Consider the following 26021-nt stretch of genomic DNA (forward strand, 5'->3'; position numbering starts at 1 on the left):
TGACATGAGCATTATTTCTACCAAATACCTGCTTCAGGATGCGCAAGCCCGTCGCTACGCCGTGCCGGCCTTTAACATCCATAATGCGGAAACCATTCAGGCCATCCTCGAAGTCTGCAAAGAAATGCAGTCTCCAGTGATACTCGCGGGTACACCGGGCACCTTTAAACACATTGCTTTTGAAGAGATTTATGCGCTGTGCGAGGCCTACTCTGAAAGCTACGGCATGCCGCTGGCCTTACATCTTGATCATCACGAATCCCTTGACGATATCCGCCGCAAAGTGAATGCCGGTGTACGCAGCGCAATGATTGATGGCAGCCACTTCCCATTCAGCGAAAATGTGCGCCTGGTAAAATCCGTGGTGGATTTTTGTCATCGCCACGATTGCAGTGTCGAAGCTGAATTAGGCCGGCTGGGCGGCGTAGAAGATGATATGGATGTCGATGAAGAGAGCGCTTTTCTCACCGATCCACAAGAAGCTCGCCGTTTTGTTGAGCTGACCGGTGTTGATAGCCTTGCTGTCGCCATTGGGACTGCGCACGGCCTATACGCCAAGCGCCCTAAAATTGATTTCCAACGACTGGCAGAAATCCACAAAACTGTCGATATCCCTCTGGTTTTGCATGGCGCAAGTGATGTACCTGATGAATATGTCCGGCGCGCTATCGAGTTGGGTGTATGCAAAGTGAATGTGGCAACCGAATTAAAAATCGCTTTTGCCGCAGCGGTGAAAAAATGGTTTGGTGATAATCCGCAAGGTAATGACCCCCGCTATTACATGCGCGTGGGCATGGATGCCATGAAAGATATTGTGCGGAGCAAAATCACTGTTTGTGGATCAGCCAATAAACTCATCCCTGAAACCGAGACCTCGCTATAAATCCTATACTCTTAAAATGTTACCCGGCCATTGCTGGGTAACCCCCCATTAAAACCGCAAAAAACTTCCTTTACCTCGGATAACCGGGGCATAGCATGAAAACAATCATAAAGAGTTTGTGCTGTTATTACGGAGCAGCACCTGTGGCTGACATAAAATAATTTTCACGTCATTATTAGGCCTGTCACGATTCAAATTCTTAGTAATAATCCTGTTCTGGCTTTTGACGCCTATAGTTCAAATGTTACTATAGGCGGCTGAGGGAATTTGAAATCACGATGACAAAGGAAACGTTTTGAACACGAAAAGCAGAATGCGGTTGTGGCCACGGTTGGCGGTATATGCAATGGCTATCTTGCTATTAGCTGGGTGCTCAAACAAATCAAATCGTGATTATGCCAAACTGCCAAAGGGCAGTTACAACGACAAATCCTATACTGTTAAAAAGGGCGATACCCTCTATTTCATTGCCTGGATCAGTGACAGTGAAGTGGGTGACCTTGCACGTATCAACAAACTAAAACTCCCTTATAGACTGGAAGTTGGACAAAAACTGCAACTCAACAGTTCAACATCGAGTGGGCGTTTGACATCGAATAAACGCAAATCGACTAACACCGCACTGGCAAAATCAACACCACCGCCTGGCGCAAGTCGTTGCTGGCGTTGGCCCACGAGTGGGCAAGTCATATCCAAATATTCTACTGCCGATGGTGGTAACAAAGGGATTGATATTGCGGGCAAACGCGGGCAGCCAGTTTATGCATCCGCCAAAGGGCGAGTGGTGTACGTCGGGAACCAACTGCGGGGTTATGGCAATCTTATCATGATTAAGCACGGTGAAGATTTCATCACAGCTTACGCCCATAACGACACCATGTTAGTGAAAAATGCTCAGGATGTGAAAGCTGGGCAGAAGATTGCCACCATGGGCAGCAGCGGCACAGACACCCTGATGTTGCATTTCCAAATTCGCTACCGGGCAACTGCACTTGACCCACTGCGCTATTTACCTGCACAGGGAACATCACCGAAGTGCTAGCCAATCAGGAGTTTTCTTCCTCATTTTGTCTTGTTGCAGATAGACAAAAGGCTCCTTTTCAGGAGCCTCATTTTTTTAACACTTGATGCTATCGTTACGCCAGAATCTGTTTTACAAATGCTTTAATTTCATCAACCTGACAGTTGTCGAAGAAGCACTGTTGGAAACGTTCACCGCTCACGGCGGTTTTCACCAATTCTGGATCGATTGCACGCAGTGTATCCAAATAGTTGTCTTTCACTACTGCGGCTTTCACTTGATTCAAAATACCGGCGTTACGAACTTGCGGTTCTTTGCGATCCAGTGGGTAACCTTCACCTTTCACGCCAGTAAAGGCTTTCTCAAAGATATAACGCACATTCAGCTCGGCACCCCAGCCAAACCCTTTGGCGTATGGCAATGACAGTGCATTACCATTGTTAATCTGAGCAAACAGGAAAGCATCAGCAGGATCGATGCAATAGCCGCACACGACACCTGGATGAATATTCAATGACATCATTGCGCCCTGGCCCGTGCCACAGCCCGTCACCACGAAATCAACCGCTTTAGAGTTAAGCAGGATGCTGGCCATAATCCCCAGATGGATATAAGTCAGGTGATGGTCATTTTCATCACTCATACCTACGTTGTATACCGGGTACGCTTTTTCTGAAGCTACAGCGTTCAGCTCTTTCAGAATAATGGCGTTTTTATTTGCCTGACTGTTTTCCATCATCAGTGCAATTTTCATTATGTTCTCTCCGATTGGGTCAATGAAACAGAATCCATTGAATGTGTTGTTTGGCTTGATTATAGCGAACATATCACTAGTAAAACAACATTTCAATTTTAATGAAAATTAGTTCTACACATGTCACATATCGGAATAGCTTTGATTTCGAGGCCGGATTTCAGGAGTCGTCAGCTGAATTTTAATTTCTTTCGTCCAGTGCAAGACGACAGGATCACGACATGATAAATCACACTGTCAGCTAAAACCAAAACCGCGCAATTGTCTGGCGCGGCTTTTTATATTTTTAGTGATGTAACATCTCGTGAACAATGTCATCTTTATCTAGAGATATCGGGTAAAAGGTTGGCCAATTATCCATTTCTTTGAGCAATTTCTCTTGTGACTCATTACCCATGTAAATATGGAAATGATGGGATTTTTGCGGTTCAATAATATGGTCACTAAATTGAACATATCTAGGCGCTTTAGAGTGAGAATCTTTGCATTCATATAAATAACGCACCCCTTTCTTACCAGAATCATAATGCATTATTTTCAAGCCAGAGTAGCTATATTGGCAGGAGTTAACGGCTTCTGGGGTATGGAAATCAATGGTGTTGTTTTCAATGCCAATCATAGTAATATCAGTGGCATAACCCTTTTTATAGTATTCTCTATACTCCTCAACTGTCTTCTTTTTATCCTTTTTCGCTTTATTGATCAGGACCGCGTCTAAATCTCCTTTCAATAAATAAGGGTTGATAGATTGCCAAACACCATCCCAGTTACTAAGTGGCCTGTCTTTCACATCTTTATCTGCAAAAATACCTTCACTCGCTCTACGCGCACTTTCCGATTGTTGATGCTCATGGCCATGACTATGTTTACCGTGAGCGAATGAATTAAAACTGGTCAATGCTACGCAAATACTAAGAGTGATAGTGATAATGGGCTGATAGGGCAATTTTTTTGACATGAATAATTCCTGACTGATTGCTGGTTATGTAATGTTATATTATTACATAACCAGCAATCAACCGTTATTCACGACAAATTACTAACGTTTTTTACGATTACGGTGCATATCAATAGCCACGGCACTGACAATAATGATCCCTTTTATAATGTCTTGAATGTATGAATCTACGCCAATAAATGTAAAACCACTCTTGATAAGCCCCAAAATCACTGCCCCAATAACCGTGCCAGTGATCCGCCCCACGCCCCCCATCAAACTACTTCCACCAATAACTGCGGCAGCGATAGCATCGAGCTCATATGATTGGCCCATGCTAGATTGCCCGCTACTAACACGTGCCGCCAGCACAACACCGGCAAGCCCTGCCAACCCGCCGGCGATGGTATAAACTATCACCAGATATTTATTAACATTAATACCCGAGACTTTCGCAGAAATCATATTTCCACCAATGGCATACACATACTTACCATAACGGGTATGCTTCAAGGCAATATGAAAAATCACGGCAATAACCAAGAAAATAACTACCGGCATGGCACCTTGACCAATAGCCGTAAAATCATCAGAGAGAAAACTCACAGGGTTGCCCTTGGTATAATATTGGGCAAGCCCTCTGGCAGAAACCATCATCCCCAATGTTGCAATAAATGGCGGAATTCCTGTACGGGTGATCAAAAAACCATTAATAAAACCGCATAATATCCCGACACCTATCCCCGCAGTGATAGGAATAGCTGCAGGCAAATCTAATAAATGGGGATACATAGGTGATATACTGTCTGATGTTTGTGCCAAACTGGCGGCAACTACAGCAGTTAGTGCAATTAAAGAACCAGATGAGAGATCAATACCGGTGGTAATAATAACTTGAGTGACCCCAACGGCAATAATACCAATAATGGCAACCTGTAAAATAATCAATAATAATCGGTTAGGATTTAATAAAAATGATTGGTCACGGATAAACCAGCCTAAAAATTCAAAGATCAATGCAATACCAATCATGACAATAAAAATACCGGTATCTTTAGGTAATTTACTTTTTATCCCGGACATAAACGGATGTTCTTTTATCGAACCCGTCGTTAGTGATTTGTCAAATTTAACATCATTCATTATCATAACCCTTCTGCAATTATTCAGAGGCCAGTGCCATTATTTTCTCTTGATTAGCATCTTGCTTATCTAATATTCCCGTAATATGGCCACCATGCATGACCATGACTCTATCACTCATACCGATAATTTCAGGTAACTCTGAAGAAACCAAGATAATAGCCACACCACGGTTCGCCAACTCGCTAATTAAACGGTAAATCTCTGATTTTGCCCCGACATCAATACCGCGAGTAGGTTCATCAAGAATAAGTATTTTAGGTTGAGCTAATAGCCAACGAGCAATTAAGACTTTCTGCTGGTTCCCCCCGCTCAAGTTATTAATAATTTGATCCATAGTTGGGGTTTTGATATTTAATTTTTTAATCTGCTCCATGCAGTCTTGCGCCATTTGCCCATGACTGACAAAGCCTTTTTTATTGATATACTCTGAAAGGTTCACAATGCTCATATTTTCGACTACAGACAAAACAAGAAATAGTCCTGATTTTTTTCGATCTTCAGTCAAAAACGCTAATCCTTGCTCAATGGCCTTTGATGGGGAATCAATATTAACAGGTAAACCCTCAATAAAAATTTCACCGCCATCCGCCGGGTGCATACCAAATAAGCTTTCCATCACTTCACTGCGACCGGCTCCGACCAACCCGGCAACCCCTAATATTTCGCCCCGCTTCACGGAAAATGAAATATCACGGAATAGACCATCACGCCGTAGCGCACTGACTTTCAGCACTTCCTCGCCAATATTATTATTAAATTTGGGGAACATATGAGTCAGCTCTCGCCCCACCATCATGGTAATTAACGATTGCTTTGTTAGGTTTTCGGTTTTATCAGTGGCAACAAACAGACCATCACGGAAGATACTGACCTCATCCGTAATTTCAAAAATCTCATCCATTTTGTGGCTAATATAAATAATACCTTTCCCTTGTTCTTTTAATTCTTTGATAATGGCAAAAAGGTGGAAAACCTCTCCCTCTGTCAAAGCTGAGGTCGGTTCATCCATAATTAATACATCAGCATCATAGGAGACAGCCTTAGCAATTTCGACCATCTGCTGGCTGGCAATATTTAATTCCCCCACCATCATGTTGGGTTTTAATTTTATATTAAGATGCTGTAATAAATCCTGTGTTTTCCTGTTCAGCAAATCATGATTAACAAACCCGTATTGAACAGGTTCTCTTCCTAACCAAATATTTTCTGCAACTGTCATATGTGGAACTAAATTAAGTTCCTGATGAATCATTGCAATCCCGGCATGGAGTGCATCTAAAGTATCGTTAAAAGTAACTGTTTCACCTCTTACTTTTATCGTCCCCTCATCCGGATGGTATATACCAATCAAACACTTCATCAATGTTGATTTCCCCGCGCCATTCTCTCCCATTAATGCATGGACACTACCTGCTTTTATTTTAATGCCCACTTTATTTAATGCTTTTACACCAGGGAATTGCTTACTGATGCCTTCAGCCTCGAGAATGTAAGGGTACATGTCATTATCTCCATAATCATCTCAACACATTTACTCTGGGAGATCACCGAATTTACCAACCTAATAAATTCGGTGTATTTACCCATTAGAATAGAGCGAAACACATTTTGTTTTATATGTGTTCCCAGCCTTGAAAAATACTGTCTATTCAATGAGCTTTATTTATTCACGCTATATCAGAGAAGCTAAAAATTTATTTCTTATTTTTATTCGCGAAGTTTTGATAATTATCTTTAGTAATAAGTTGATAAGGGATCATTACACTACTTTCTACTTTCTGACCCGATGCTAATTTTATCGCGGTGTCTACCGCTCCCTCGCCCTGCCCTTTTGCATCCTGGAAAATACTGACATTAAGGTCGCCTTTTTTAATAAATTCGAGTGCATCTGGCGTGCCATCAATACCGCCGATAACGACACCTTTTTTCTTCGCCTGTTTTAATGCAAGGATAGCGCCAATGGCCATTTCATCATTATTTGAAGCAATCGCATCTATTGGCTGCCCGGAGAGGATCCAGTCAGTCGTAACATCAACCGCCTCTTTACGGAAGAATTTCGCTGTTTGTTTATCAATAATATGAATATCTGGGTACTGAGCAGCAACTTTCTCGACACCACGGGTTCTATCACGGGTAGCCTCACTGGAGAGTTCACCCATAAGAATCATTACATTGCCTTTTCCACCCATCAGTTTTGCCAGTTCTTCCATTTGTAGGCGTCCTGCAAGTTCAGAGTCTGAACCCACATAGGCCATACCTGCTGGCAAGGTTATCTCCGGGCGACGATTCACAAAAACGAGCGGAATTTTTGCCTGTTCAGCTAATTTGATCATCGGCTTCACGCCTTGAGTGTCAACTGGGTTCAAAATAATGGCATCAACACCTTGGCTGACAAAGTTTTCTACTTGCTGAATTTGTTGAGCAATATCTCCTTTTGCATCTTCAAATTGCCCAGAAACGTTACCCTCTTCTTTCATTTTATTTTGCATAGCCTGACGCAATATTGTCAGAAAATTGTCATCGAAGTAAGCCATGGAAACACCGATTTTAAGGTCTTTAGCATAGGCGCCCAGTGGCAGCATACAGATAGCGAGTGAGGTAATAATGATTTTTTTCAGCTTCATGATCTATACCCTTCAATAATGGAATGCATAAACATATCGATGCCTTTATATTGAAATATATTTTTTTACAACTGCTTAACTCAGCACATCGTAAACATAGCTATATTAGGCACTTCAATGCGCTTTCCGTGAATGCAACTGCCCCATCCCCGGCCTATTTTTACAAATAAACAAGTTAAAACAATAAATTATATTTTCCTTATTTCTCTATTGCGCTTCATCCTCTCTTTTTAAACGTTTATTTCATAATTAAGATTATTGAAATTTTTAACACCAAACAACCGAAATGTGTGTTTTGAACCGTGCAAATAACAAAACTATGACAGGGATCTAACAAATGCTGTTAATTTGAGCGCGCAGCAAGAGTAAACACGAGACTTAGCAAGCAACAAAGCCGCCAGCATGTCATTCAAGAGGTGAGAAAATAGAGGTAAAACAGTGAGGGGAAGAGAGAGTAATAGCCATGAAGCATACGGGCTATTACTCTCACAAAAATATTTACATTTACAATTAAAATCAATATGTTGTATAAAAATCCAATAATTGAAATGATCAAACCAATGCATGAATTACCGCTCTGGGAACAAACTTACCCATAACAAACAACTATCGGTAACCAGTGGCTGTAAGCGCCCCCCTTTGATAGTCGGTAACCACCAGCAGCCCTGCGAAGCGCCAAGTTCATGTGTTTCGGTATGGTTGATAAGCCATTTTCCTTTCACGACATAGATTAATCCACCATGCGATGCGGGAAGTTCTTGTTGTGATTGAATAGACATGACACTGGCCTGCACCTTCCCCCGCCGAGTCATGATATTAAAATCCTGACTACTTCCTCCAAGTAAACGCGCATGTATGGGAATATCGCCAGGAAATGTAAACGGCTGTAATGGTGTTGATAGTGTATGGGCCTCCCAATCAGGACTGGAAAGTACTACCCCGTCACCAGAGAGTAAGGTAATAGACCGGTCAATATCGGGAAATACTGAAAACGGGCCATCCTGCTCGATCGTCGCGATGCTGGCACGCCAGGCAAAATCATCCCCTCCGACTGGCCAGCATGCTATTTCACGGGTTTCGCCACCACCGTTTCGCCAGAGACTAACCGGTAAATTAGCAAAATCAAAAACAGTAAAGCTCATCAGACCTCCTGTTGACAGGCTTTCAATACCGCCAGAAAAGCCTGTGCAGTTTGCTGTTGCATTGGATGGTATCTATCCACTATTACTGCTTTGCCTGCCACATAAACATCCCGAATTTGCGATTTATCCCCCGCAAATAACCATCGATTCAATAATGAAACAGATTCTGTGCCAGCAATATAAGGATCATCACCATCCAAAACTAACCAGTCTGCTCGGTAACCTTCTGCTAACTGACTAATATTACTGCCACAAGCTTGCCGGCCCCCGGCTAAAGCTTGGCTATAAAGTAAATCAGCTACCGCAGGGTATTGCTCATTTGTCAGGCGATTACGGCGCTGATCACGCAAACGCTGCCCATACTCTAGCCAGCGTAGTTCCTCCACAACATTCAAAGAAACATGGCTATCAGAACCTATTCCCCAACGCCCATGATGATGCAGAAAATCTACTGCGGGGAAGATACCATCCCCCAGATTGGCTTCCGTCGTTGGACATAATCCGGCTATGGCCTGACTTTTAGCCAGCCGTACAAGCTCAGATTCATCCAGATGCGTAGCATGAACCAAACACCAACGGCTATCGACCGGTAAATGGTCATACAACCATGCCACTGGCCGTTGACCGCTCCAGGCAAGGCAGTCGTTAACCTCTTTTTGTTGCTCCGCAATATGAATATGTACAGGTAATTGTTTATCCGAAACTTGTAAGACTTCTTGCATCTGACTCAGCTCGACTGCGCGCAATGAATGGAAGCATAAACCGTGGTTTTGCAGGGGCCGATTCGCTAGTTGTTTACTGATAACTTGCTGCTGCTTGAGATAGTTTTCTGTACTTTGAATAAAGCGCCGTTGCCCCTGTTGCGCAGGTTGACCTCCGAACCCCGCATAACTATACAAGACGGGTAATAAAGTCATTCCTATTCCCACATCATGTGCCGCTTGGCTTAATTGCGAGGTCATTTCACCTGGATCACTGTATGGATTACCATCGGCACTGTGATGTAAATAATGGAATTCCGCGACCTGGGTATAGCCGCCTTTTAGCATTTCGATATACAACTGGCGGGCAATCACACCGACATGCTCTGGTGTCAATTGCTGAACTAATCGATACATTAAATCTCGCCAAGTCCAAAAACTATCCTGCGGATTACCGGCAATTTCGGCTAACCCAGACATCATGCGCTGAAAAGCATGGGAGTGGAGATTGGGCATGCCGGGTATTATCGGCCCGGAGAGGATCAAGCAGCCGGCGTCACTGCTGCCAGCCATAATGTGCTGAATATTCCCCTGTTCGTTAACAGTAATCTGTACATCATCCGCCCACCCATCAGCTAAAAAAGCACGTTTGGTAAAATAAACTGGCATAGCGATATCCCAATATTTAGTTCATAGTCAAACGCGCTGAGCAGCAGCTGCGTCAATTAATTAAATCACTCACTTGTATATACATATACACCCGCTAAATTCAACCGTAGACTTAGCGTATAATTTCTTATCTGACGAGGTTAACGTCGTGGCGGAACAGCAAACAGCCTTACAATTGAGTCCCGCAATGGACGATATTCCTGCACCTATTTATCAACGGGTTAAGTTGGCTATCACCCGCCAAATCAGAACAGGTGTCTGGCAACCCCATCAACGCGTCCCTTCAGAGAGTGAGCTTGTCGCCGAGTTGGGGGTCAGTCGTATGACTATCAACCGGGCGTTACGCGAGCTCACCAGTGAAGGTTTTCTCATCCGAATGCAAGGAGTGGGAACCTTCGTTGCTGAAGCAAAAGCGCACAGTGCCTTACTGGAAGTGCATAACATTGCTGACGAAATTACTGCGCGTGGTCATCGTCACAGCAGTAAAATTTTGCAGCTAGAGGCGCGGCCAGCAAGCGCTGAAGAGGCGATTGCTCTTGGTATTCAGCCTGGCCAGCAACTGTTCTACTCGCAAATTGTTCATTATGAGAATGACATTCCCATTCAGGTCGAAAATCGTTGTGTCAATCCAAGTACCGCGCCCAATTATATGAAGCAGGATTTCAGCCAAATAACCCCTTACAGCTACCTCACCCAAGTCGCTCCGCTTACTGAAGGTGAGCATATTGTTGAAGCCGTGATACCAAATCCACTTGAGCGCCAATTGTTACAATTAAGTGAACATGAACCCTGCCTATTGATTCGTCGGAGAACTTGGTATGGAAAAGCAATCGTGACGGCAGCTCAACTGCTTTATCCTGGCTCCCGTTATCAACTCTATGGCCGTTTTACCCCACAAGGTACCGTCACGTCCTGAACAATTTTATTTCTCTTCGAGAACTGCGAAGTGTTACGCAATTGTTTAAATACCTATCTTGCCGATAGTGAATTTATGCGCTAGGTTGTCCATGATTGTATATACAACTTAATTCTGTACATCTTAGGGAGTCAGATGGTGTCAACGATTCACTGCGACAGTTTATGGTACGGTGCCGATATCGTGACCATGCGTGGAGGGAAATATCACCTGATCCCGCAAGGCGCTATGGCGGTTACTGAAGGTAAAATAGTCTGGATCGGGCCATATAGTGAATTACCCGAACTCAATGCTTCACGTGAAGTTGTCTACCCCGGCGGCTTGATTACTCCCGGATTGATTGATTGTCATACACATTTGGTGTTTGGTGGTGACAGGAGTGCCGAATTTGAGCAACGTCTGAATGGCGTTAGCTATGCAGAAATTGCAGCTAATGGTGGCGGCATTGTGTCAACGGTCAGAGCAACGCGAAATACCAGTGAGCAACAATTATTAGAACAAGCTCTATTTCGTCTAAAGCCCCTACTCGCTGAAGGTGTGACCTGCATTGAAATTAAATCCGGTTACGGTCTTAGCCTTGAAAGTGAGATGAAAATGCTCCGCGTCGCTCGGCGGTTAGGTGAATTATTGCCTGTAACGGTTAAAGCAACCTGCCTGGCCGCTCATGCTTTGCCACCCGAGTTTGCGGGCCGTGATGATGACTATATTGATTTTGTTTGTGACTCCATTATTCCTGAAGTCGCAAACAAAAAGTTAGCCGATGCTGTTGATGCATTTTGTGAGCATCTCGCATTTTCACCAGCACAAGTTGAGCGCGTATTCTTAGCTGCACAACAAGCGGGTTTACCCGTCAAACTGCATGCTGAACAGCTCTCATCATTGAATGGGAGCACTCTTGCCGCCAAATTTAATGCCCTGTCAGCAGATCATCTTGAATATGCAACAGAGCCAGATGTTCAGGCAATGGCTAATGCCGGTACTGTCGCGGTATTGTTGCCAGGAGCATATTATTTATTGCGGGAAACACAATGCCCTCCTGTGGAATTATTTCGCCAATATAACGTACCAATGGCATTGGCCAGTGACGCCAATCCGGGAACATCTCCCGCACTCTCTCTCCGATTGATGCTCAATATGGCATGCACATTATTCCGTATGACGCCGGAAGAGGCGCTAGCGGGTGTCACTTGTCATGCTGCTCAAGCTTTGGGGTTACAAGATAGTCAGGGAACACTGGAAACCGGTAAGTTGGCCAATTGGGTTCATTGGCCATTATCACGCCCTGCTGAACTGGCTTACTGGCTAGGTGGTCAACTACCTGTGTCTGTGGTTTTTCAAGGAGATACTCGTCTATGAATCTAATTGACCCGCTAAACTTCCAGGCCGGAGAACTGCCTTTATTAATCAGTATTCCGCATGCAGGGACGCGCCTGACTCCTGCCGTTGAAGCCGGGCTGACAGATGCAGCTCGCCCGTTATCAGATACAGACTGGTATATACCTCGTCTTTATGACTTCGCCCGCAACATTGGTGCCAGCATAGTTATCGGAAATTACTCCCGTTTGGTGGTTGATCTGAATCGCCCAGAAGATGATCAGCCGCTTTATACTACGGCAACCACGGGTTTGTTCCCTGAAACACTGTTCGATGGACGTCCATGCTTTATGCCGGGTAAAACCCCCTCTTCGCAAGAGCGTCAATCCTATTTGTTACATATTTGGAACCCTTACCACCAGCAACTTCAGAGCGAGCTGGTGCGTCTTAAAGCCAAATTTGGCTATGCATTATTGTTAGATGCTCATTCGATTGCCTCAGTTATCCCGAGGTTATTTGATGGGAAACTGCCAGATTTGAATTTCGGGACTAACAGCGGTGCCAGTTGTGACTCATCATTAAGTAAACAACTCATAGAATGTTGCGAGCACCAATCTACATTTAGTTATGTATTAAATGGCCGCTTTAAAGGTGGTTATATAACTCGGGCATATGGTTTACCGCAGAACCACCAACATGCGGTGCAACTTGAATTATCACAGTTAAACTATATGTCTGAAACTGAACCTTATTCCTATCTACCAGAACGAGCGAGTCACTTACAAAAGTTACTCCAACAATTGGTAAACACCATGCTGGCGTGGGGTGAGCATCACTATTCGCGCTGATCTGTGATAAAACTCAGCACCTAACCACCTGAATATTTAAATACAAAAAAGGCGGGGATAACCCCGCCTTTTTAATTCACCTATTTCCGACACAGAAAAGGGTAATATTTACTGTTTAAGTTAACTTAGAAACGGTAAGTCAAGTTAACAGCAACAGTATCGTCTGTGCCCAGACCCAATGGGTTGTTGTCTTGATCCAGCAAGTTAATCTGGTAATCAACATAGGCAAACATGTTCTTATTGATGTAGTAAGTCACACCGACTTCAGCATATTTCAGCAAATCAGCACTTCCCACTGCATCCAGATCTTTACCTTTAGACTGAACATAAGCAATAGATGGACGAATGCCGTTTTCGAATTGATACTGAGCAACCAATTCTACGTTCTGGGTTTTGTTCGCGATCAATGCTTTGTATGGCGTCATATTCAAGGTTTCGCCGTACATTGCTGCCAGATAAACCTGGTTCGCATCATACTTCAGCGCGGTAGCCCAAGCTTGAGCTTTGTCACCGCTAGCACTGTTAGCCAGCGTTTTCTGCCCCAGAGTACGGTTAGAGTTAGAATATGCAGCTACGACACCAATGCCACTGCCTTCAATGTCTTGATAATCAACAGACAAACCGAAGCCGTCGCCGTTAGCTTTCTGAATTGCGCGCTCATTTTTGCTGGTATCGCCATCATCATTGCGGCCCTGATACTGAGCGGCAACATTCAGACCTTTTACCATGCCGAAGAAGTCAGAGTTACGGTAAGTTGCCAGACCGGTTGAACGGCCAGTCATGTAGTTGTCAGTGTAAGCGATTGAGTCGCCACCGAACTCTGGCAGCATATCGGTATATGCTAATGCGTCATACACTACGCCATAATTACGGCCATAATCAAAAGAGCCAAATTCAGCAAATTTTAAACCTGCAAAACCTAAGCGGGTTTTATTACCTTTATCACCCTGAGACTCAGCATTTTTTGCCGCTACGTTATATTCCCACTGACCGAAACCAGTCAATTGGCTATTGATTTGTGTTTCGCCCTTAAAACCAAAACGCACATAAGTATCATCGGCGTTATTATGATTTGAGAAGAGATACTTAGCGGCTACGCGGCCATAAAGATCCAGCTTGTTGCCGTCTTTATTATAAATTTCTGCTGCGTTTGAAAGAGTAGGAACCATACTCAAGGTGACCGCCAAGGCCAGAACACTGCGCTTCATCATTATTTTTCCTTTAAATTTTAATAAAACCAACCCGCGGGCTAAATTAATTTTTTAGCCTCATAAAAGTTAATTTTTAATTTTTTATAGTTACCTGTCTTTGTAAAGCGAATAGACATTATCATTAAGCACGAAAAGTTAAAACGGTAAATTTGAAGATATATAGGTATAAACAGGTAATCAATTGTAACAAAATGTTTTTAATGGAACTTTCCATAACCTATTGATTAACTGTAGTTTTAAGTAATTACATATAACCAAAACAGTGCATTAGCACCATTTTAGTGCAAAGTCATTTCAATTTGTTTCTTTTTTGTTCTTTTACGTGATTAGATTTGTAAAATGGAGTTAATATCACACTTCTATTCTATTTTTTATATATAAAAAGCAATTTTCCGGCTATTTAAAGAGCAGGACATAACAGGCTTAATATCCTATTTGGTGCAACAAATGAAAATTGAAACATAAACTGGATTGATAGGTTTATAAAAAGTGTGGGTTTAAAAGAGGGGATAATTAGAGGGTTTTATAAAACGCCCCATTACTTATATAAAACAGAATGAGATAATCTTTAATTTAATGAGTATAAAATGAGCTATTGATGTTATGAGTTCACTTTTTTGCATGCCAAATAAAATATTTCGCTTTAAATTTAGCTTAAGTAAAACGCCCCATAGTGATATTACCCCGCGTAACTATTTAGGGCGGTATTGGTAATATGGTCTAACTTATGCTTTTGATAATTCACTCTCAGCCATTTGCACCAACATGATCCCTGCACGTAATCCCAGTGCGACCCGTGGATTTGGAAATAAAATCCATTCATATTCATGTTCAACGCGGTAACACTCATTCAACTGCTCGGCCAGCAAGGTTCCTTGCGGATAGCGAGTGAAGTTCACTGTGTCATCCGCTACCCATAATTTAAAATCAGCGTGTTGCTTAAGCAGTGATTTCACTACCCGATAAAATATCATGGCCTCGGTAGAGCGCTTAGGCCGCTGTTCACCGCTGACTAATGCCCGTAAACCCGCAGTGATAGCGCTAAATTGTCTGAGCTGATTTTCCCCAAAAGGCAGTGCCTTACCTAATTCCAGCGTGCAACTTGCCGCCTGATGAAATTCACTGCTGAAGTGGGCAAAAGTTCCCCCCGCGGAGGTGTGCATGACTAACGCCTCTAATTCACTATCATTTAGCCAGCGCAACATTTCCGCCGAATAGGGTGTGGTTTGGTAGGGTAATAAGCCAAAGCGGGTATGATAAGAGCCACGAATCGCAGTGTGTAAATCATAATGCAGCCGTGTAGATTGAGGGGCTGTCGCAAAAAACTCCCCGACCCATTGTTCGAGGGATTCGGCCCGCCGAGCCTCATCTGCTGGCAAATAATTCTGGTGGCGACCACCAAACATGCGGTTGATATCGGCAGTGAGATAGCGCTCTCCGGCTCTGATGGCCGCTGGATTGCCCAATATCACTAGCAGACGTATTGCCAACGTCAATTTGTCAGCTAATAAGTCTGAGACTAATTGGTTTAGGATTTCAATTGGCGCTGTTTCATTTCCGTGAATACCGGCCGATAGCACGACTGATTGCGTATAGCCATGCTGAGGTGTCAGCATCAATACCCCCTCATCCAGCCATTGCCATTTAATACCTGGCGTTTCACTGTGTGTGACTGATGGTGGATGACCCGATAGAGTGACTGACAGAAAATCTTGCATCATTATCCCTTTAATTTCCTATACTTACCGACAGATTCCGATGTTTCCGTTAAAGACATTGGAACGGATATATCGACCCCAGGTTGAGTATTTTCGTCAGTTCATCCAATGCTTGCCGCCCTTCTTGCAGTAACTGCGGATCAGCTAAATCCTTAAACTGCAAGCGGTCACGATAATGCTGGTCGACCCAATTATTCAGTGCAACAAACAGTGCTGGGGTCAGCATCACTCGGCTATTTACCGCCTGTAACTCTGTTTCATTGAGCGCAACACGTAATCGTAAACAGGCCGGCCCACCGCCATTGCGCATACTTTCGCGCAGATCAAAGACTCTAACTTCATCAATCGGGCCACCACTGTTAATCAATTCAGACAGATACCCCCACACGGCGGGGCTATCTTGTGATTCTTGCGGAATAACTAACAGCATCTTGCCATTCGGTTTACTCAATAACTGGCTGTTAAACAGATAAGTTGATACCGCCTGAGTGACAGAAACCTGCGCAGCGGGCACTTCAATTGTTATCAGCTGTTGCTCAATTCGTCCCATCTTACGGCGAAGGTCATCCATTATCTTGGGGTCAGGAACAAATGCATGTTGGTGGTGGAATAATACGTTCTGATTACTGACTGCAATGACATCATTGTGAAATACTCCTTGGTCGATCACTGCTGGATTCTGCTGTATAAAAACAGCCCGCTCCGGGTCCAACAGGTGCAATCGCGCCACCGCCTCACTGGCCTCCAATGTTTGGCGAGCAGGATATCGAGTAGGCGCAGCCCCACTTTCTAGCCCTTGACGGCCATAAACAAAGACCTGAATCGCTGGATGGTCATACTCTCCGCCCAAACGATTATGGTTAGCCGCGCCCTCATCGCCAAATAGCGCGACAGAAGGCAAGGCGGCATGATGAACAAAGTGGCGATGGTTATTAAACACACCTCTTAATATTGCTGATGTTGTTTCTGCTTCGATAGCCCGATGAAATTTATTATTCAAGTTGGCGACAGTGAAATGAACTCGGCTGTCGGCGCTGTCAGCAGAGGGCGATACCGTCGCCGCATTAGCTGTCCACATTGAGGATGCTGAACTGACCGCTGACAACAGGCGGGGAGATTTGCGTGCCACTTCGCTCAAGACTTGTTCATCTGAGCCGCAAAACCCCAACTGGCGCAAAACCCCCAGCGCAGGGCGCTCTTGTGGTGGCAAAACCCCTTGTTTGTAGCCCAAATCTGCCAGCGCTTTCATTTTCAACAAGCCCTGCTTTGCGGCCAGTCGAGGGTTAGAGATAGCATTTTGATGCTTGGTCGAAGCTTCATTGCCAAAAGACAACCCCGCATAATGATGTGTCAGACCAACCAATCCATCGAAGTTAACTTCATATCCTGCCATCATATTCTCCGTTCACAAGCTATTGGCTAATCAGGTAAATCAAAAGAAATCCCCGGCGACAAAGTTGCCGGCAGTGTCAGACTTTCACTTTCAAGTGATGCCATAGGCCAGGCGCAATAATCAGCGGCATAAAATGCACTTGGTCGATGATTCCCCGACGCGCCAACACCGCCAAATGGCGCGGCACTGGAGGCCCCCGTTAGAGGTTTATTCCAGTTAACAATCCCCGCGCGCGCTTCAAGGATCAATTGTTCAAACTGTTGCCTGTCTTCTGACACCAGGCCGATGGCTAAACCAAATCGGGTCTGATTCGCTATTTTTAGCGCCTGACTAAAATCGCTATAGCGGATAACACTCACCAGCGGACCAAAATACTCTTCATCGGGGACATCGCTAAGGCCGGTGATATCAATGATGCCCGGTGTCAAAACAGCACTTTGGCTATCGGGGCGGGTCATGGTCAATAAGGATTTCCCCCCTAACGCCAGCAAATGTTGCTGGGCGGCCAACATTTTTTCAGCCGCCTGAGAAGAAATAACCGCGCCCATAAAAGGAGGCGGTTGCATATCCCAGCGCCCGATACGCAGGGCTTTGGCCACCGCAACAAAACGTTGTAGGAATGCATCCCCTTGAGCGCCAGTTTTAACCAACAGACGGCGCGAACAAGTACAACGCTGGCCGGCAGAGATAAAAGCGGACTGAATCGCCAAGTTCACCGCCGCATCACAATCGGTGACCTGCTCGACGATGAGAGCATTATTGCCTCCCATCTCGAGCGCCAGAATTTTCTCTGGCTGGCCCGCTAACTGCCGATGCAAGTGATAACCGGTATTGGCGCTGCCGGTAAATAGCAAGCCATCAATATCAGGCTGCGCCGCCAACGCTTCGCCAGTTTCGCGCCCGCCCTGCACTAAATTGAGGACACCATCTGGAATACCGGCCAACTGCCATAATTTAACCGTTTCCTCGGCTGTCACTGGGGTCAGTTCACTGGGTTTAAATACCACCGTATTGCCCGCCAGCAATGCGGGAACAATATGCCCATTTGGCAGATGCCCTGGAAAGTTATAAGGGCCAAATACGGCTAACACCCCATGTGGCCGGTGACGCAGCACTGAAACCCCCTCGGCCATCGGGGTTTGACTGCTCCCCGTGCGGGTTTGGTAGGCTTGCAATGAAATGGCCACTTTACCCACCATGGCCTGCACTTCCGTCAGGGTTTCCCAATGAGGTTTGCTGGTTTCCAGGCTAATGGTGCGCGCCAGTTGCTGTTTATGTTGTTCGAGCAATGCGGCAAAACGTTGAACAATCGCCACTCGCAGTTCCAGTGGCGTTCGTGCCCAAGCTGGGAACGCGTCCCGCGCGGCGCGGCAGGCAGTGGCGACATCAGTGCTATCGGCCGCGCGCGCTTGCCATAATAATTGCTGATCCATTGGGTCATGTTTGTCAAAATGAGCACCTTTGCCGGTGCGCCATTCACCCTGAATAAACAGTGCGGGATGGGTCATTTTTTTGTCTCCGGAGCAAAGAGGCTAATTATCCGAACCGAATCGCCCGCCACCACACCCAGCGCTACGGCATTTTCAGATGTTAAATGCAGAAATTCGTCTGATAGATGTGTGTTGAGTAATATCGAGCGGAAGTTTTGATAACTGTCATTGGACACTAAATAAGCGGTGCCGCTGGGGTCAATGTCAATATCGTCGATAATCACTGTTCGCTTGCTGCTATCGCGTATCGCCCGCACTTCATCGGTATTGGCTTCTAATGTCGGGCCGCCATCAAAAATGTCCACATATCCCTGATATTGCAGGCCTTCTGTTTCCAAAACCGCACGCGCTGGCGCGGTGTGAGGATGAACCTGACCTATCACCGCACGGGCTTCCTCTGCCAGAAAATCCACATACAGCGGATGTTTGGGCATCAATTCCGCAATAAACGCTTTTTGCCCTGTTCCACTCAGGTAGTCTGCTTTAGCAAATTCGATAGCGAAAAAGTGACGGCCGACGTTTTCCCAAAATGGCGAACGGCCTTGCTCATCAGTATAACCACGCATTTCCGCAATCACTTTGCGCGAGAAATATTGGCGAAAGGCAGCAATAAACAGAAAACGGGTTTTTGATAAGAAGGGGCCGTTTTTATCCTTACGGTATTCGGGATCGAGAAATAGTGTGCATAACTCGCTGTAACCGGTGTGGTCATTGCTCAAAAACAGGGTCGGTACAGATTTATATACGTTGAGGGTTTTAGAGGCATGAACCAGAGTGCCCACACGGAAGTTATACCAAGGATCATTCATCCCAACAGCCACTTCAATAGCGCTAACCCCCACCACTTTCCCGCGCTCAGTATCTTCCAGCACGAACAGATAGCCCTGTTCACCGACAGCCAAAGAACCTTGCCAAGTATTTATTGCGCGCTCAATTCTCGCGGCGAGGTGCTGCTCATTTTGTGGCAGTGAGGTCATGCCAACGCCAGTTTTCCCAGCCAATTCAAGAATATCGGCTAAATCGCGGCGTTCTACCGGGCGAATGATCATCATATTCAAGATCCCTTGCTGACTGCATCAGTGTTACGGCTTAGCCTTACGACAGACTTGCTCAATACCTATGGCAAGTCGGGCCAAGCCCTCTTTAATATCGTGTTGCGAAATAATCAGTGACGGCGCAAAGCGCACGACATCAGGCCCGGCAATCAAGGCTATCAGCCCATGTTGAGCCGCGGCCTGAATGATATCTTTGGATTTACCGGCGTAATCGCTGTTAAGCACACAGCCAATTAACAAGCCACGGCCCCGAATTTCCGCGAAAACCTTGTAACGAGCATTAATATCCGCCAATCCATCCAAGAACCATTGATGTCTTTCTTTCACTCCCGCTAATACTTCAGGAGTATTAATGAGGGATAAAACGGTTCCCGCCACCGCACAAGCCAATGGGTTTCCCCCGTAAGTTGTCCCGTGACTGCCGACATTCAATGCACTGGCATATTTTGTGGTCGTCAGCATCGCGGCAATCGGGAACCCGCCACCGAGTGCTTTGGCACTGGTCAGGACATCAGGTGTCACGCCATAGTGTATGTAGGCATACAGCTCGCCGGTGCGACCTACACCGGTTTGTACTTCATCAAAAATCAGTAATGCATTATGGCGATCACACAATGCGCGAAGGCCGTGCAGGAACTCACTATCTGCGGGTAATACCCCGCCTTCGCCCTGAATCGGTTCCACAATCACTGCACAGGTTTGGTCTGTAATAAGGGCCTCAGCAGAAGCCAGATCATTAAAAATCCCGTGTTTGATTCCCCCCGGCAGCGGCGCGAAATCCTGTGAATACTTCGGCTGCCCACCAGCCGAAACAGTAAATAATGTCCGGCCATGAAACGCGTTTCTGAAGGCGACAATCTGGTTTTTTTCCCCTTGCTGCCCCGGTTTATTGGCAAAATTATCCAATGCATATTTGCGCGCCAATTTCAGCGCCGCCTCATTGGCTTCCGCCCCTGAGTTACAGAAAAATACTTTTTCGGCGAAGGTCGCATCAATCAGCTGCTTTGCCAGGCGCAGTACCGGCTCGTTGGTATAGCCATTGCCTAAATGCCAGACTTTATCTGCTTGCTCAATCAATGCTGCTTTTACTGCGGGATGCCCATGCCCCAAAGCATTGACGGCAATACCACCGGCAAAGTCGATATAAGACTTGCCCTGTTGATCCCACAACGTCGCGCCTTCGCCACGTACCACAATAAAATCTGCCGGAGCATAGGTTGGGACGATCCATTCATCAAAAGACTGTCGGGTAACCGCGATTGGCTGTTCCATAGGGCCTCTTTAATCAGCGTAAATATGGGGTGGCGAGACTTGTCGTTAGGAACCACCTTCCCCCCACTACAAATCTCTTATTCTGTTAACAATGAAGAATGAAATATATTCACCTGATATAAAGTGTAGAGCAGCTTTCGTGCCACACCGCCCACAATGTGAATAAAATGTACAAATTCCATTAAAACAAGTATTTAAATTGCATAGTTATGCAAATGTGGCGCATTCATACTAAGATTTTGCCCATAAGTTGCCCCATTAGAGGGCTTGCTCTCGAAATTATATGCACTCGACACCAATATTGATTTTTGCTCTATCGGATCACACTTTGGCAACACAAAAATAACAAAATATATTTCTGTTGCCCTATAAATGCGCAGTGAATGCATCAATTAAGTGCATTTCTGCTGCCGCAAAAGTGGGTATAAAATGATGGGTCGCGCCATTTATGCATAACAACAGCACAAAGAAAGGCGTTCGTTTCAGTAGAAGATAATGCTGGCACAGCGGTGTTTCCTGGAGTGGCCAGCATCACTTATTGCAGAGGGAAATAGCAGAATTAACGCGGACGACTCTCAACACCGCTGCTCAGTTGGGTAATCAACATCGCCAGAATCTGAATGGCTTTTTCGCTTTGCTCCGACCAGGCAAAAGAGGCATTAAGGCGAAAACAGTGATCTAATTGGTTGCCCGTCGTAAACATCCGCCCCGGCGCAATGCTGACGCCCTGCGCCAGCGCGCGCCGGTAGAGTTCACTCGTATTGAAAGGCGGCTCCAGTTCCAGCCACAAGAAATACCCCCCAGCGGGATGGCTGACTTTGACGTTCTTGGGAAAGTGCTCAACAACCGCCTGACGCAATGCATTAAGTCGCTGCTCCATTATGCGGCGCAACCGGCGCAAGTGCGTATCATATCCCCCTTGACTGAGATAATCGGCAATCGCTAATTGGGTCGGAACGCTGGCAGAAACCGTGCTCATTAATTGCAGATGTTGAACCCGCTGCGCATGTTCGCCCGCCGCGACCCAACCCACGCGAAAACCCGGAGCCAGACATTTGGAAAAAGAAGAACAATGCAGAATTTGCCGGTGTTGATCCAGTGCTTTCGCGGGCAAAGGGCGTTCAGCGCCGAAGTACAGCTCACCATAAACATCATCTTCAATCAGCGAAATATTGTTCTGCTGTAACAGCGCCACCAGCCGTTTTTTCTGTGGCCAAGACATCGTGCAACCCAGCGGGTTCTGAAAGTGAGTCATCAGCCAACAAGCTTTGATGGGGTACTGACTGATAACCTGCTCAAGAGCATCGAGATCCATACCATGCTGTGGATGGGTTGTAATGGCGATGGCTTTTAAGCGCAAACGCTCTATCGCCTGTAATGCGCCATAAAATGCTGGCGACTCAATCACGACCCAATCACCGGGCTGCGTAACAGCTTGTAAACTCAAGCTAAGAGACTCCATCGCCCCCGCAGTAATAACAATTTCCTCTGGTGAAACATTCATCCCACTGGCCGCATAACGCTGAGCAATATTGCGTCGTAAACTTTCATTGCCCGGCGGCAAGTTAGTCACCGAGCTCTGTGGTGATATTTTACGCGCGACCCCCGCCAGCGCGCGCGATAAACGGGGCTGTAACAATAAGCTAGGGTCAGGAAATGCCGAACCGAAAGGCATGATGGCGGGATCTTTCCCGGCCTGTAACACATCAAAAATAAAGGTATTAATGTCTACTTGCTCATCCAGATGCAGCTTTTTCCCCCGCTGTGGCTGGGGCAATTGGGTCGGCCGTGAGGCAACGTAATAACCTGACTGTGGGCGCGCCACAATCCATCCCTGGCTTTCCAGTAACTGATAAGACTGCACCACGGTCATTAAGCTCAAACCCGACTGCTTACAACTTTCCCGCAGTGAGGGCAACTTGTCGCCCGCTTGCCACACCTTGGATTGTATTTGCGCCCGGATTTGTTGCGCTAACTGTTCATATCGAGTCATAGGCCAACTGTTATATGTAAGATTGAATTAATTGTCACTATTATAGCCACTTTAACTTATGGTTAACTAACTGCCAAGTTTACTCAGCGAAATAATCGCCCATTGCGGCTCCACACAGTAACCAATGTGGCGCGATTTATTTTATAGATTGATGAGGCAGTACCATGTTTGCAGTGAGGTCGCTATGTTTGGCTTAACCGCTCTCGAGTTGGCCAGAATCCAATTCGCTTTTACCATTTCTTTCCATATCATCTTCCCTGCTATCACTATTGGGCTGGCCAGTTTTCTGGCCGTGCTGGAAGGTTTATGGCTCAAAACCAAAAATGAGGATTACCGCGACCTTTACCATTTCTGGTCCAAAATTTTTGCCGTCAACTTTGGCATGGGCGTGGTTTCCGGCTTAGTAATGGCCTACCAGTTTGGCACTAACTGGAGCTTTTTCTCTGAATTTGCCGGCAGTATCACCGGCCCGTTATTAACTTATGAAGTCTTAACCGCCTTCTTCCTCGAAGCCGGTTTTCTGGGTGTCATGCTATTTGGCTGGAATCGTGTTGGCCCCGGTTTGCATTTCTTTGCCACCTGCATGGTGGCATTAGGAACGCTGATGTCGACCTTCTGGATACTGGCCTCCAATAGCTGGATGCAAACACCTCAAGGGTTTGAAGTGATTAACGGGCAAGTGGTGCCGGTTGACTGGCTAAAAGTGATATTCAACCCCTCCTTCCCCTACCGCTTGTTGCACATGTCAACCGCCGCTTTTTTGGCCTCGGCATTCTTTGTTGGTGCTTCCGCGGCCTGGCATTTGCTGCGCAAACGCGATACTCCGGCGATGCGAAAAATGCTCTCGATGGCGATGTGGATGGCTTTGATTGTCGCCCCGCTGCAAGCCGTAATTGGCGATGCCCATGGCCTGAATACTCTGGAATATCAACCGGTTAAAATCGCGGCTATTGAAGGCCACTGGGAAAATAAACCCGGTGAACCTACGCCACTGATTTTGTTTGGATGGCCTGACATGAAACAAGAGAAAACCCGTTTCGCGCTGGAAATCCCTTATTTAGGGAGCTTAATTCTGACACACAGTTTGGAAAAACAGATCCCCGCGCTGAAGTCATTCCCCCCCGAAGACCGCCCGAACTCAACGATTGTGTTTTGGTCTTTTCGCATTATGGTCGGATTAGGCATGTTGATGATTTTGGCCGGCTTTTGGAGTTTATGGCTCCGTTGGCGTGGCGGGTTATATCACTCTCGCCCCTTCCTCCATTTTGTGCTGTGGATGGGGCCATCAGGGTTGATTGCTATTCTGGCCGGTTGGTTTACCACCGAAGTGGGGCGTCAACCGTGGATCGTCTATGGTTTGCAACGCACCAGTGATGCGGTTTCATCACACGGTGAGCTGCATATGAGTATCAGCTTGCTGATTTTTATCCTGGTGTATGGCTCAGTCTTTGGTGTGGGCTACGCCTATATGATGCGACTTATCCGCAAAGGGCCAAAAGCGCATCAAGGTCGTCAACAAGACAAGGGTGGCCCCGGCCAACATGCTACGCCAGCCCGCCCGCCCGCTGTCAGCAGTCAGCGACCCTCTTCATGCTGATGGTCATTTATTGGCGACTGACCCTAGCCAAAACAGGAGCTAATTATGGGCATTGATCTTCCACTGATTTGGTTTGTCATCATTGTATTCAGCACCATGATGTACGTGGTGATGGATGGTTTTGATTTAGGTATTGGCATTCTGTTTCCGCTGGTGAAAAACAGCCGTGACCGTGATCTGATGATGAACAGTGTCGCACCGGTGTGGGATGGCAACGAAACCTGGTTGGTTCTGGGGGGCGCGGCGTTACTGGGTGCTTTTCCGCTGGCGTATGCGGTTATTCTTGATGCATTGGCTATCCCGCTAACATTAATGCTGCTGGGGCTAATTTTCCGTGGCGTTGCATTCGAATTCCGCTTTAAAGCTACACCAGAAAAACAGCATATCTGGGATAAAGCCTTTATCGGCGGCTCGTTGATTGCCACCTTTACACAAGGAATGGTCGTCGGCGCTTTTATTCATGGTTTCCCGGTCACGGGCCGCAGTTACAGTGGCGGGCCATTTGACTGGTTCACTCCTTTTGCATTGTTCTGCGGTTTGGGTCTGGTTGTTGCCTATGCCCTGCTAGGTTGTACTTGGCTCATCATGAAAACCGACGGGCATGTACAGCAAGTGATGCATAAACTGGCCAGTCCACTAACAATGATTATGCTGCTAATTATTGCCATCATTAGCTTATGGACACCACTGAGCCATCCACAAATTGCAGCGCGCTGGTTTAGCTTGCCCAATTTATTCTGGTTCTTACCCGTCCCTTTATTGGTACTGCTGGCGAGCGGAGCTTTACTGCGCTCAGTCAAAAATGGCGATCATTATGCCCCATTCTTGCTGACACTCTTGCTGGTATTTTTGGGTTATAGCGGTTTGGGCATCAGTATCTGGCCATATCTTATTCCGCCATCGATTACCTTATGGCAAGCGGCCGCACCTCCGCAGAGTCTAGGTTTCATGCTGGTTGGCGCGCTCTTTATTATCCCCATTATTCTGGTTTATACCTTCTGGAGCTATTACGTATTCCGGGGGAAAATCAATCACGAACAGGGTTATCACTGAATGATAAAATCACCATCACCTTCCCAAACGTTGAAACCGATAAAATCCCCTTGGTGGAAAAAAGTCGGTTGGATGTTGCTTATCTGGTGCAGTAGTGTGCTGGCTTTATTGGCAGTTTCTATGCTGTTCCGTATGATGATGACTGCCGCCGGGATGAAGTCCCATTAACGCTAATATCGTGGGTTCAAAAACGGCAAGGTTGCCACACTTATACTCTACATAATTCGAGTTGCGAGAAAGCGGCAATTGGGCGATACCCCAAGAACTTACGCACGTAAGTGACT

Annotated in this window: 22 protein-coding genes; 8 read left to right on the forward strand and 14 right to left on the reverse strand. The window is 46.0% G+C overall.

All coding sequences use genetic code 11. The annotated features are described in order from the left end of the window. Positions 1 to 4 precede the first annotated feature (4 nt). Together kbaY and actS are read left to right on the forward strand one after the other, a co-directional pair. Positions 5 to 883, forward strand: coding sequence for a tagatose-bisphosphate aldolase subunit KbaY (kbaY, locus tag F0T03_RS12085; protein WP_159678557.1), 879 nt, complete (start codon positions 5 to 7; stop codon positions 881 to 883). Between the two features lie 313 nt (positions 884 to 1196). Then, the gene (actS, locus tag F0T03_RS12090) at positions 1197 to 1925 is read left to right on the forward strand and encodes an amidase activator ActS (protein WP_162527035.1); all 729 of its coding nucleotides are present in this window, start codon (positions 1197 to 1199) and stop codon (positions 1923 to 1925) included. Between the two features lie 94 nt (positions 1926 to 2019). On the opposite strand, the gene F0T03_RS12095 is transcribed toward actS, so the two are convergent. The 7 genes from F0T03_RS12095 to F0T03_RS12125 form a co-directional block, all read right to left on the reverse strand. After that, the gene (locus tag F0T03_RS12095; RefSeq protein ID WP_159678561.1) at positions 2020 to 2658 is read right to left on the reverse strand and encodes an RpiB/LacA/LacB family sugar-phosphate isomerase; all 639 of its coding nucleotides are present in this window, start codon (positions 2656 to 2658) and stop codon (positions 2020 to 2022) included. A gap of 286 nt (positions 2659 to 2944) precedes the next feature. Continuing rightward, positions 2945 to 3616: a metal-binding protein ZinT gene (zinT, locus tag F0T03_RS12100; RefSeq protein ID WP_159678575.1), complete on the reverse strand. Its 672-nt coding sequence runs from the start codon at positions 3614 to 3616 to the stop codon at positions 2945 to 2947. A gap of 81 nt (positions 3617 to 3697) precedes the next feature. Continuing rightward, the gene (locus F0T03_RS12105) at positions 3698 to 4738 is read right to left on the reverse strand and encodes an ABC transporter permease (protein ID WP_145553719.1); all 1041 of its coding nucleotides are present in this window, start codon (positions 4736 to 4738) and stop codon (positions 3698 to 3700) included. Between the two features lie 19 nt (positions 4739 to 4757). Continuing rightward, positions 4758 to 6242, reverse strand: a complete 1485-nt coding sequence (locus F0T03_RS12110) for a sugar ABC transporter ATP-binding protein (RefSeq protein ID WP_159678577.1) — start codon at positions 6240 to 6242, stop codon at positions 4758 to 4760. 193 nt (positions 6243 to 6435) lie between these two features. Then, positions 6436 to 7365 (reverse strand): sugar ABC transporter substrate-binding protein, encoded by a 930-nt coding sequence (locus F0T03_RS12115; protein WP_159678579.1) that lies wholly within the window; start codon positions 7363 to 7365, stop codon positions 6436 to 6438. A 569-nt stretch (positions 7366 to 7934) separates the two neighbouring features. Further along, complete coding sequence (locus tag F0T03_RS12120; RefSeq protein WP_159678581.1) at positions 7935 to 8507, reverse strand: HutD/Ves family protein; 573 nt, start codon at positions 8505 to 8507, stop codon at positions 7935 to 7937. Continuing rightward, complete coding sequence (locus tag F0T03_RS12125) at positions 8507 to 9877, reverse strand: formimidoylglutamate deiminase (protein ID WP_159678583.1); 1371 nt, start codon at positions 9875 to 9877, stop codon at positions 8507 to 8509. Before F0T03_RS12125 ends, F0T03_RS12120 begins: the two co-directional genes overlap by 1 nt. Before the next feature lie 148 nt (positions 9878 to 10025). On the opposite strand from F0T03_RS12125, the gene hutC reads away from it, so the two are divergent. The 3 genes from hutC to hutG all read left to right on the forward strand — a co-directional run bounded on the left by hutC (position 10026) and on the right by hutG (position 12955). After that, entirely contained in the window at positions 10026 to 10793 is a 768-nt protein-coding gene (gene hutC, locus F0T03_RS12130) for a histidine utilization transcriptional repressor HutC (RefSeq protein WP_159678585.1), read from the forward strand. Positions 10794 to 10928: 135 nt separating this feature from the next. Next, on the forward strand, positions 10929 to 12149 hold the full coding sequence (hutI, locus tag F0T03_RS12135; protein WP_159678587.1) for an imidazolonepropionase: 1221 nt from the start codon (positions 10929 to 10931) through the stop codon (positions 12147 to 12149). Continuing rightward, positions 12146 to 12955, forward strand: a complete 810-nt coding sequence (hutG, locus tag F0T03_RS12140; RefSeq protein WP_159678589.1) for an N-formylglutamate deformylase — start codon at positions 12146 to 12148, stop codon at positions 12953 to 12955. The genes hutI and hutG overlap by 4 nt, the downstream gene beginning before the upstream one ends. A gap of 125 nt (positions 12956 to 13080) precedes the next feature. Here the strand turns inward: hutG and F0T03_RS12145 are convergent, their stop codons facing one another. The 7 genes from F0T03_RS12145 to F0T03_RS12175 form a co-directional block, all read right to left on the reverse strand. Then, on the reverse strand, positions 13081 to 14166 hold the full coding sequence (locus F0T03_RS12145) for a porin (RefSeq protein ID WP_145553702.1): 1086 nt from the start codon (positions 14164 to 14166) through the stop codon (positions 13081 to 13083). A gap of 725 nt (positions 14167 to 14891) precedes the next feature. Further along, positions 14892 to 15884 carry a succinylglutamate desuccinylase gene (gene astE, locus F0T03_RS12150; protein WP_159680841.1) on the reverse strand — a complete coding sequence of 331 codons (993 nt, stop codon included), beginning with the start codon at positions 15882 to 15884 and terminating at the stop codon, positions 14892 to 14894. Between the two features lie 49 nt (positions 15885 to 15933). Further along, positions 15934 to 17277 (reverse strand): N-succinylarginine dihydrolase, encoded by a 1344-nt coding sequence (gene astB / locus F0T03_RS12155; RefSeq protein WP_145555636.1) that lies wholly within the window; start codon positions 17275 to 17277, stop codon positions 15934 to 15936. Between the two features lie 26 nt (positions 17278 to 17303). Continuing rightward, on the reverse strand, positions 17304 to 18785 hold the full coding sequence (gene astD, locus F0T03_RS12160) for a succinylglutamate-semialdehyde dehydrogenase (protein ID WP_159678591.1): 1482 nt from the start codon (positions 18783 to 18785) through the stop codon (positions 17304 to 17306). Continuing rightward, a complete protein-coding gene (gene astA, locus F0T03_RS12165) occupies positions 18782 to 19819 on the reverse strand; it encodes an arginine N-succinyltransferase (RefSeq protein ID WP_159678594.1) in 1038 nt (345 codons plus the stop codon). Before astA ends, astD begins: the two co-directional genes overlap by 4 nt. Before the next feature lie 30 nt (positions 19820 to 19849). Next, complete coding sequence (locus tag F0T03_RS12170) at positions 19850 to 21094, reverse strand: aspartate aminotransferase family protein (RefSeq protein ID WP_159678596.1); 1245 nt, start codon at positions 21092 to 21094, stop codon at positions 19850 to 19852. Between the two features lie 559 nt (positions 21095 to 21653). Then, positions 21654 to 23087, reverse strand: coding sequence for an aminotransferase-like domain-containing protein (locus tag F0T03_RS12175; RefSeq protein WP_145555630.1), 1434 nt, complete (start codon positions 23085 to 23087; stop codon positions 21654 to 21656). A 184-nt stretch (positions 23088 to 23271) separates the two neighbouring features. On the opposite strand from F0T03_RS12175, the gene F0T03_RS12180 reads away from it, so the two are divergent. Genes F0T03_RS12180 through F0T03_RS12190 form a run of 3 tightly spaced genes read left to right on the forward strand, consistent with a single transcriptional unit; the run spans position 23272 to position 25905 of the window. Then, positions 23272 to 24684: a cytochrome ubiquinol oxidase subunit I gene (locus tag F0T03_RS12180; protein ID WP_159678598.1), complete on the forward strand. Its 1413-nt coding sequence runs from the start codon at positions 23272 to 23274 to the stop codon at positions 24682 to 24684. Positions 24685 to 24729: 45 nt separating this feature from the next. Beyond that, positions 24730 to 25737: a cytochrome d ubiquinol oxidase subunit II gene (gene cydB, locus F0T03_RS12185; protein WP_159678600.1), complete on the forward strand. Its 1008-nt coding sequence runs from the start codon at positions 24730 to 24732 to the stop codon at positions 25735 to 25737. Next, entirely contained in the window at positions 25738 to 25905 is a 168-nt protein-coding gene (locus F0T03_RS12190; RefSeq protein ID WP_145555625.1) for a DUF2474 domain-containing protein, read from the forward strand. The last annotated feature ends 116 nt before the right edge of the window (positions 25906 to 26021 follow it).

The organism is Yersinia canariae, assembly GCF_009831415.1.
GTDB classification, from domain to species: Bacteria; Pseudomonadota; Gammaproteobacteria; order Enterobacterales; family Enterobacteriaceae; genus Yersinia; species Yersinia canariae.

Bases quoted from the DNA above. Each gene is read 5' to 3' on its own strand.
- kbaY (WP_159678557.1), top strand. From the start codon at position 5: ATGAGCATTATTTCTACCAAATACCTGCTTCAGGATGCGCAAGCCCGT.
- actS (WP_162527035.1), top strand. From the start codon at position 1,197: ATGCGGTTGTGGCCACGGTTGGCGGTATATGCAATGGCTATCTTGCTA.
- F0T03_RS12095 (WP_159678561.1), bottom strand. From the start codon at position 2,658: ATGAAAATTGCACTGATGATGGAAAACAGTCAGGCAAATAAAAACGCC.
- zinT (WP_159678575.1), bottom strand. From the start codon at position 3,616: ATGTCAAAAAAATTGCCCTATCAGCCCATTATCACTATCACTCTTAGT.
- F0T03_RS12105 (WP_145553719.1), bottom strand. From the start codon at position 4,738: ATGAATGATGTTAAATTTGACAAATCACTAACGACGGGTTCGATAAAA.
- F0T03_RS12110 (WP_159678577.1), bottom strand. From the start codon at position 6,242: ATGTACCCTTACATTCTCGAGGCTGAAGGCATCAGTAAGCAATTCCCT.
- F0T03_RS12115 (WP_159678579.1), bottom strand. From the start codon at position 7,365: ATGAAGCTGAAAAAAATCATTATTACCTCACTCGCTATCTGTATGCTG.
- F0T03_RS12120 (WP_159678581.1), bottom strand. From the start codon at position 8,507: ATGAGCTTTACTGTTTTTGATTTTGCTAATTTACCGGTTAGTCTCTGG.
- F0T03_RS12125 (WP_159678583.1), bottom strand. From the start codon at position 9,877: ATGCCAGTTTATTTTACCAAACGTGCTTTTTTAGCTGATGGGTGGGCG.
- hutI (WP_159678587.1), top strand. From the start codon at position 10,929: ATGGTGTCAACGATTCACTGCGACAGTTTATGGTACGGTGCCGATATC.
- hutG (WP_159678589.1), top strand. From the start codon at position 12,146: ATGAATCTAATTGACCCGCTAAACTTCCAGGCCGGAGAACTGCCTTTA.
- F0T03_RS12145 (WP_145553702.1), bottom strand. From the start codon at position 14,166: ATGATGAAGCGCAGTGTTCTGGCCTTGGCGGTCACCTTGAGTATGGTT.
- astE (WP_159680841.1), bottom strand. From the start codon at position 15,884: ATGCAAGATTTTCTGTCAGTCACTCTATCGGGTCATCCACCATCAGTC.
- astB (WP_145555636.1), bottom strand. From the start codon at position 17,277: ATGGCAGGATATGAAGTTAACTTCGATGGATTGGTTGGTCTGACACAT.
- astD (WP_159678591.1), bottom strand. From the start codon at position 18,785: ATGACCCATCCCGCACTGTTTATTCAGGGTGAATGGCGCACCGGCAAA.
- astA (WP_159678594.1), bottom strand. From the start codon at position 19,819: ATGATGATCATTCGCCCGGTAGAACGCCGCGATTTAGCCGATATTCTT.
- F0T03_RS12170 (WP_159678596.1), bottom strand. From the start codon at position 21,094: ATGGAACAGCCAATCGCGGTTACCCGACAGTCTTTTGATGAATGGATC.
- F0T03_RS12175 (WP_145555630.1), bottom strand. From the start codon at position 23,087: ATGACTCGATATGAACAGTTAGCGCAACAAATCCGGGCGCAAATACAA.
- F0T03_RS12180 (WP_159678598.1), top strand. From the start codon at position 23,272: ATGTTTGGCTTAACCGCTCTCGAGTTGGCCAGAATCCAATTCGCTTTT.
- cydB (WP_159678600.1), top strand. From the start codon at position 24,730: ATGGGCATTGATCTTCCACTGATTTGGTTTGTCATCATTGTATTCAGC.
- F0T03_RS12190 (WP_145555625.1), top strand. From the start codon at position 25,738: ATGATAAAATCACCATCACCTTCCCAAACGTTGAAACCGATAAAATCC.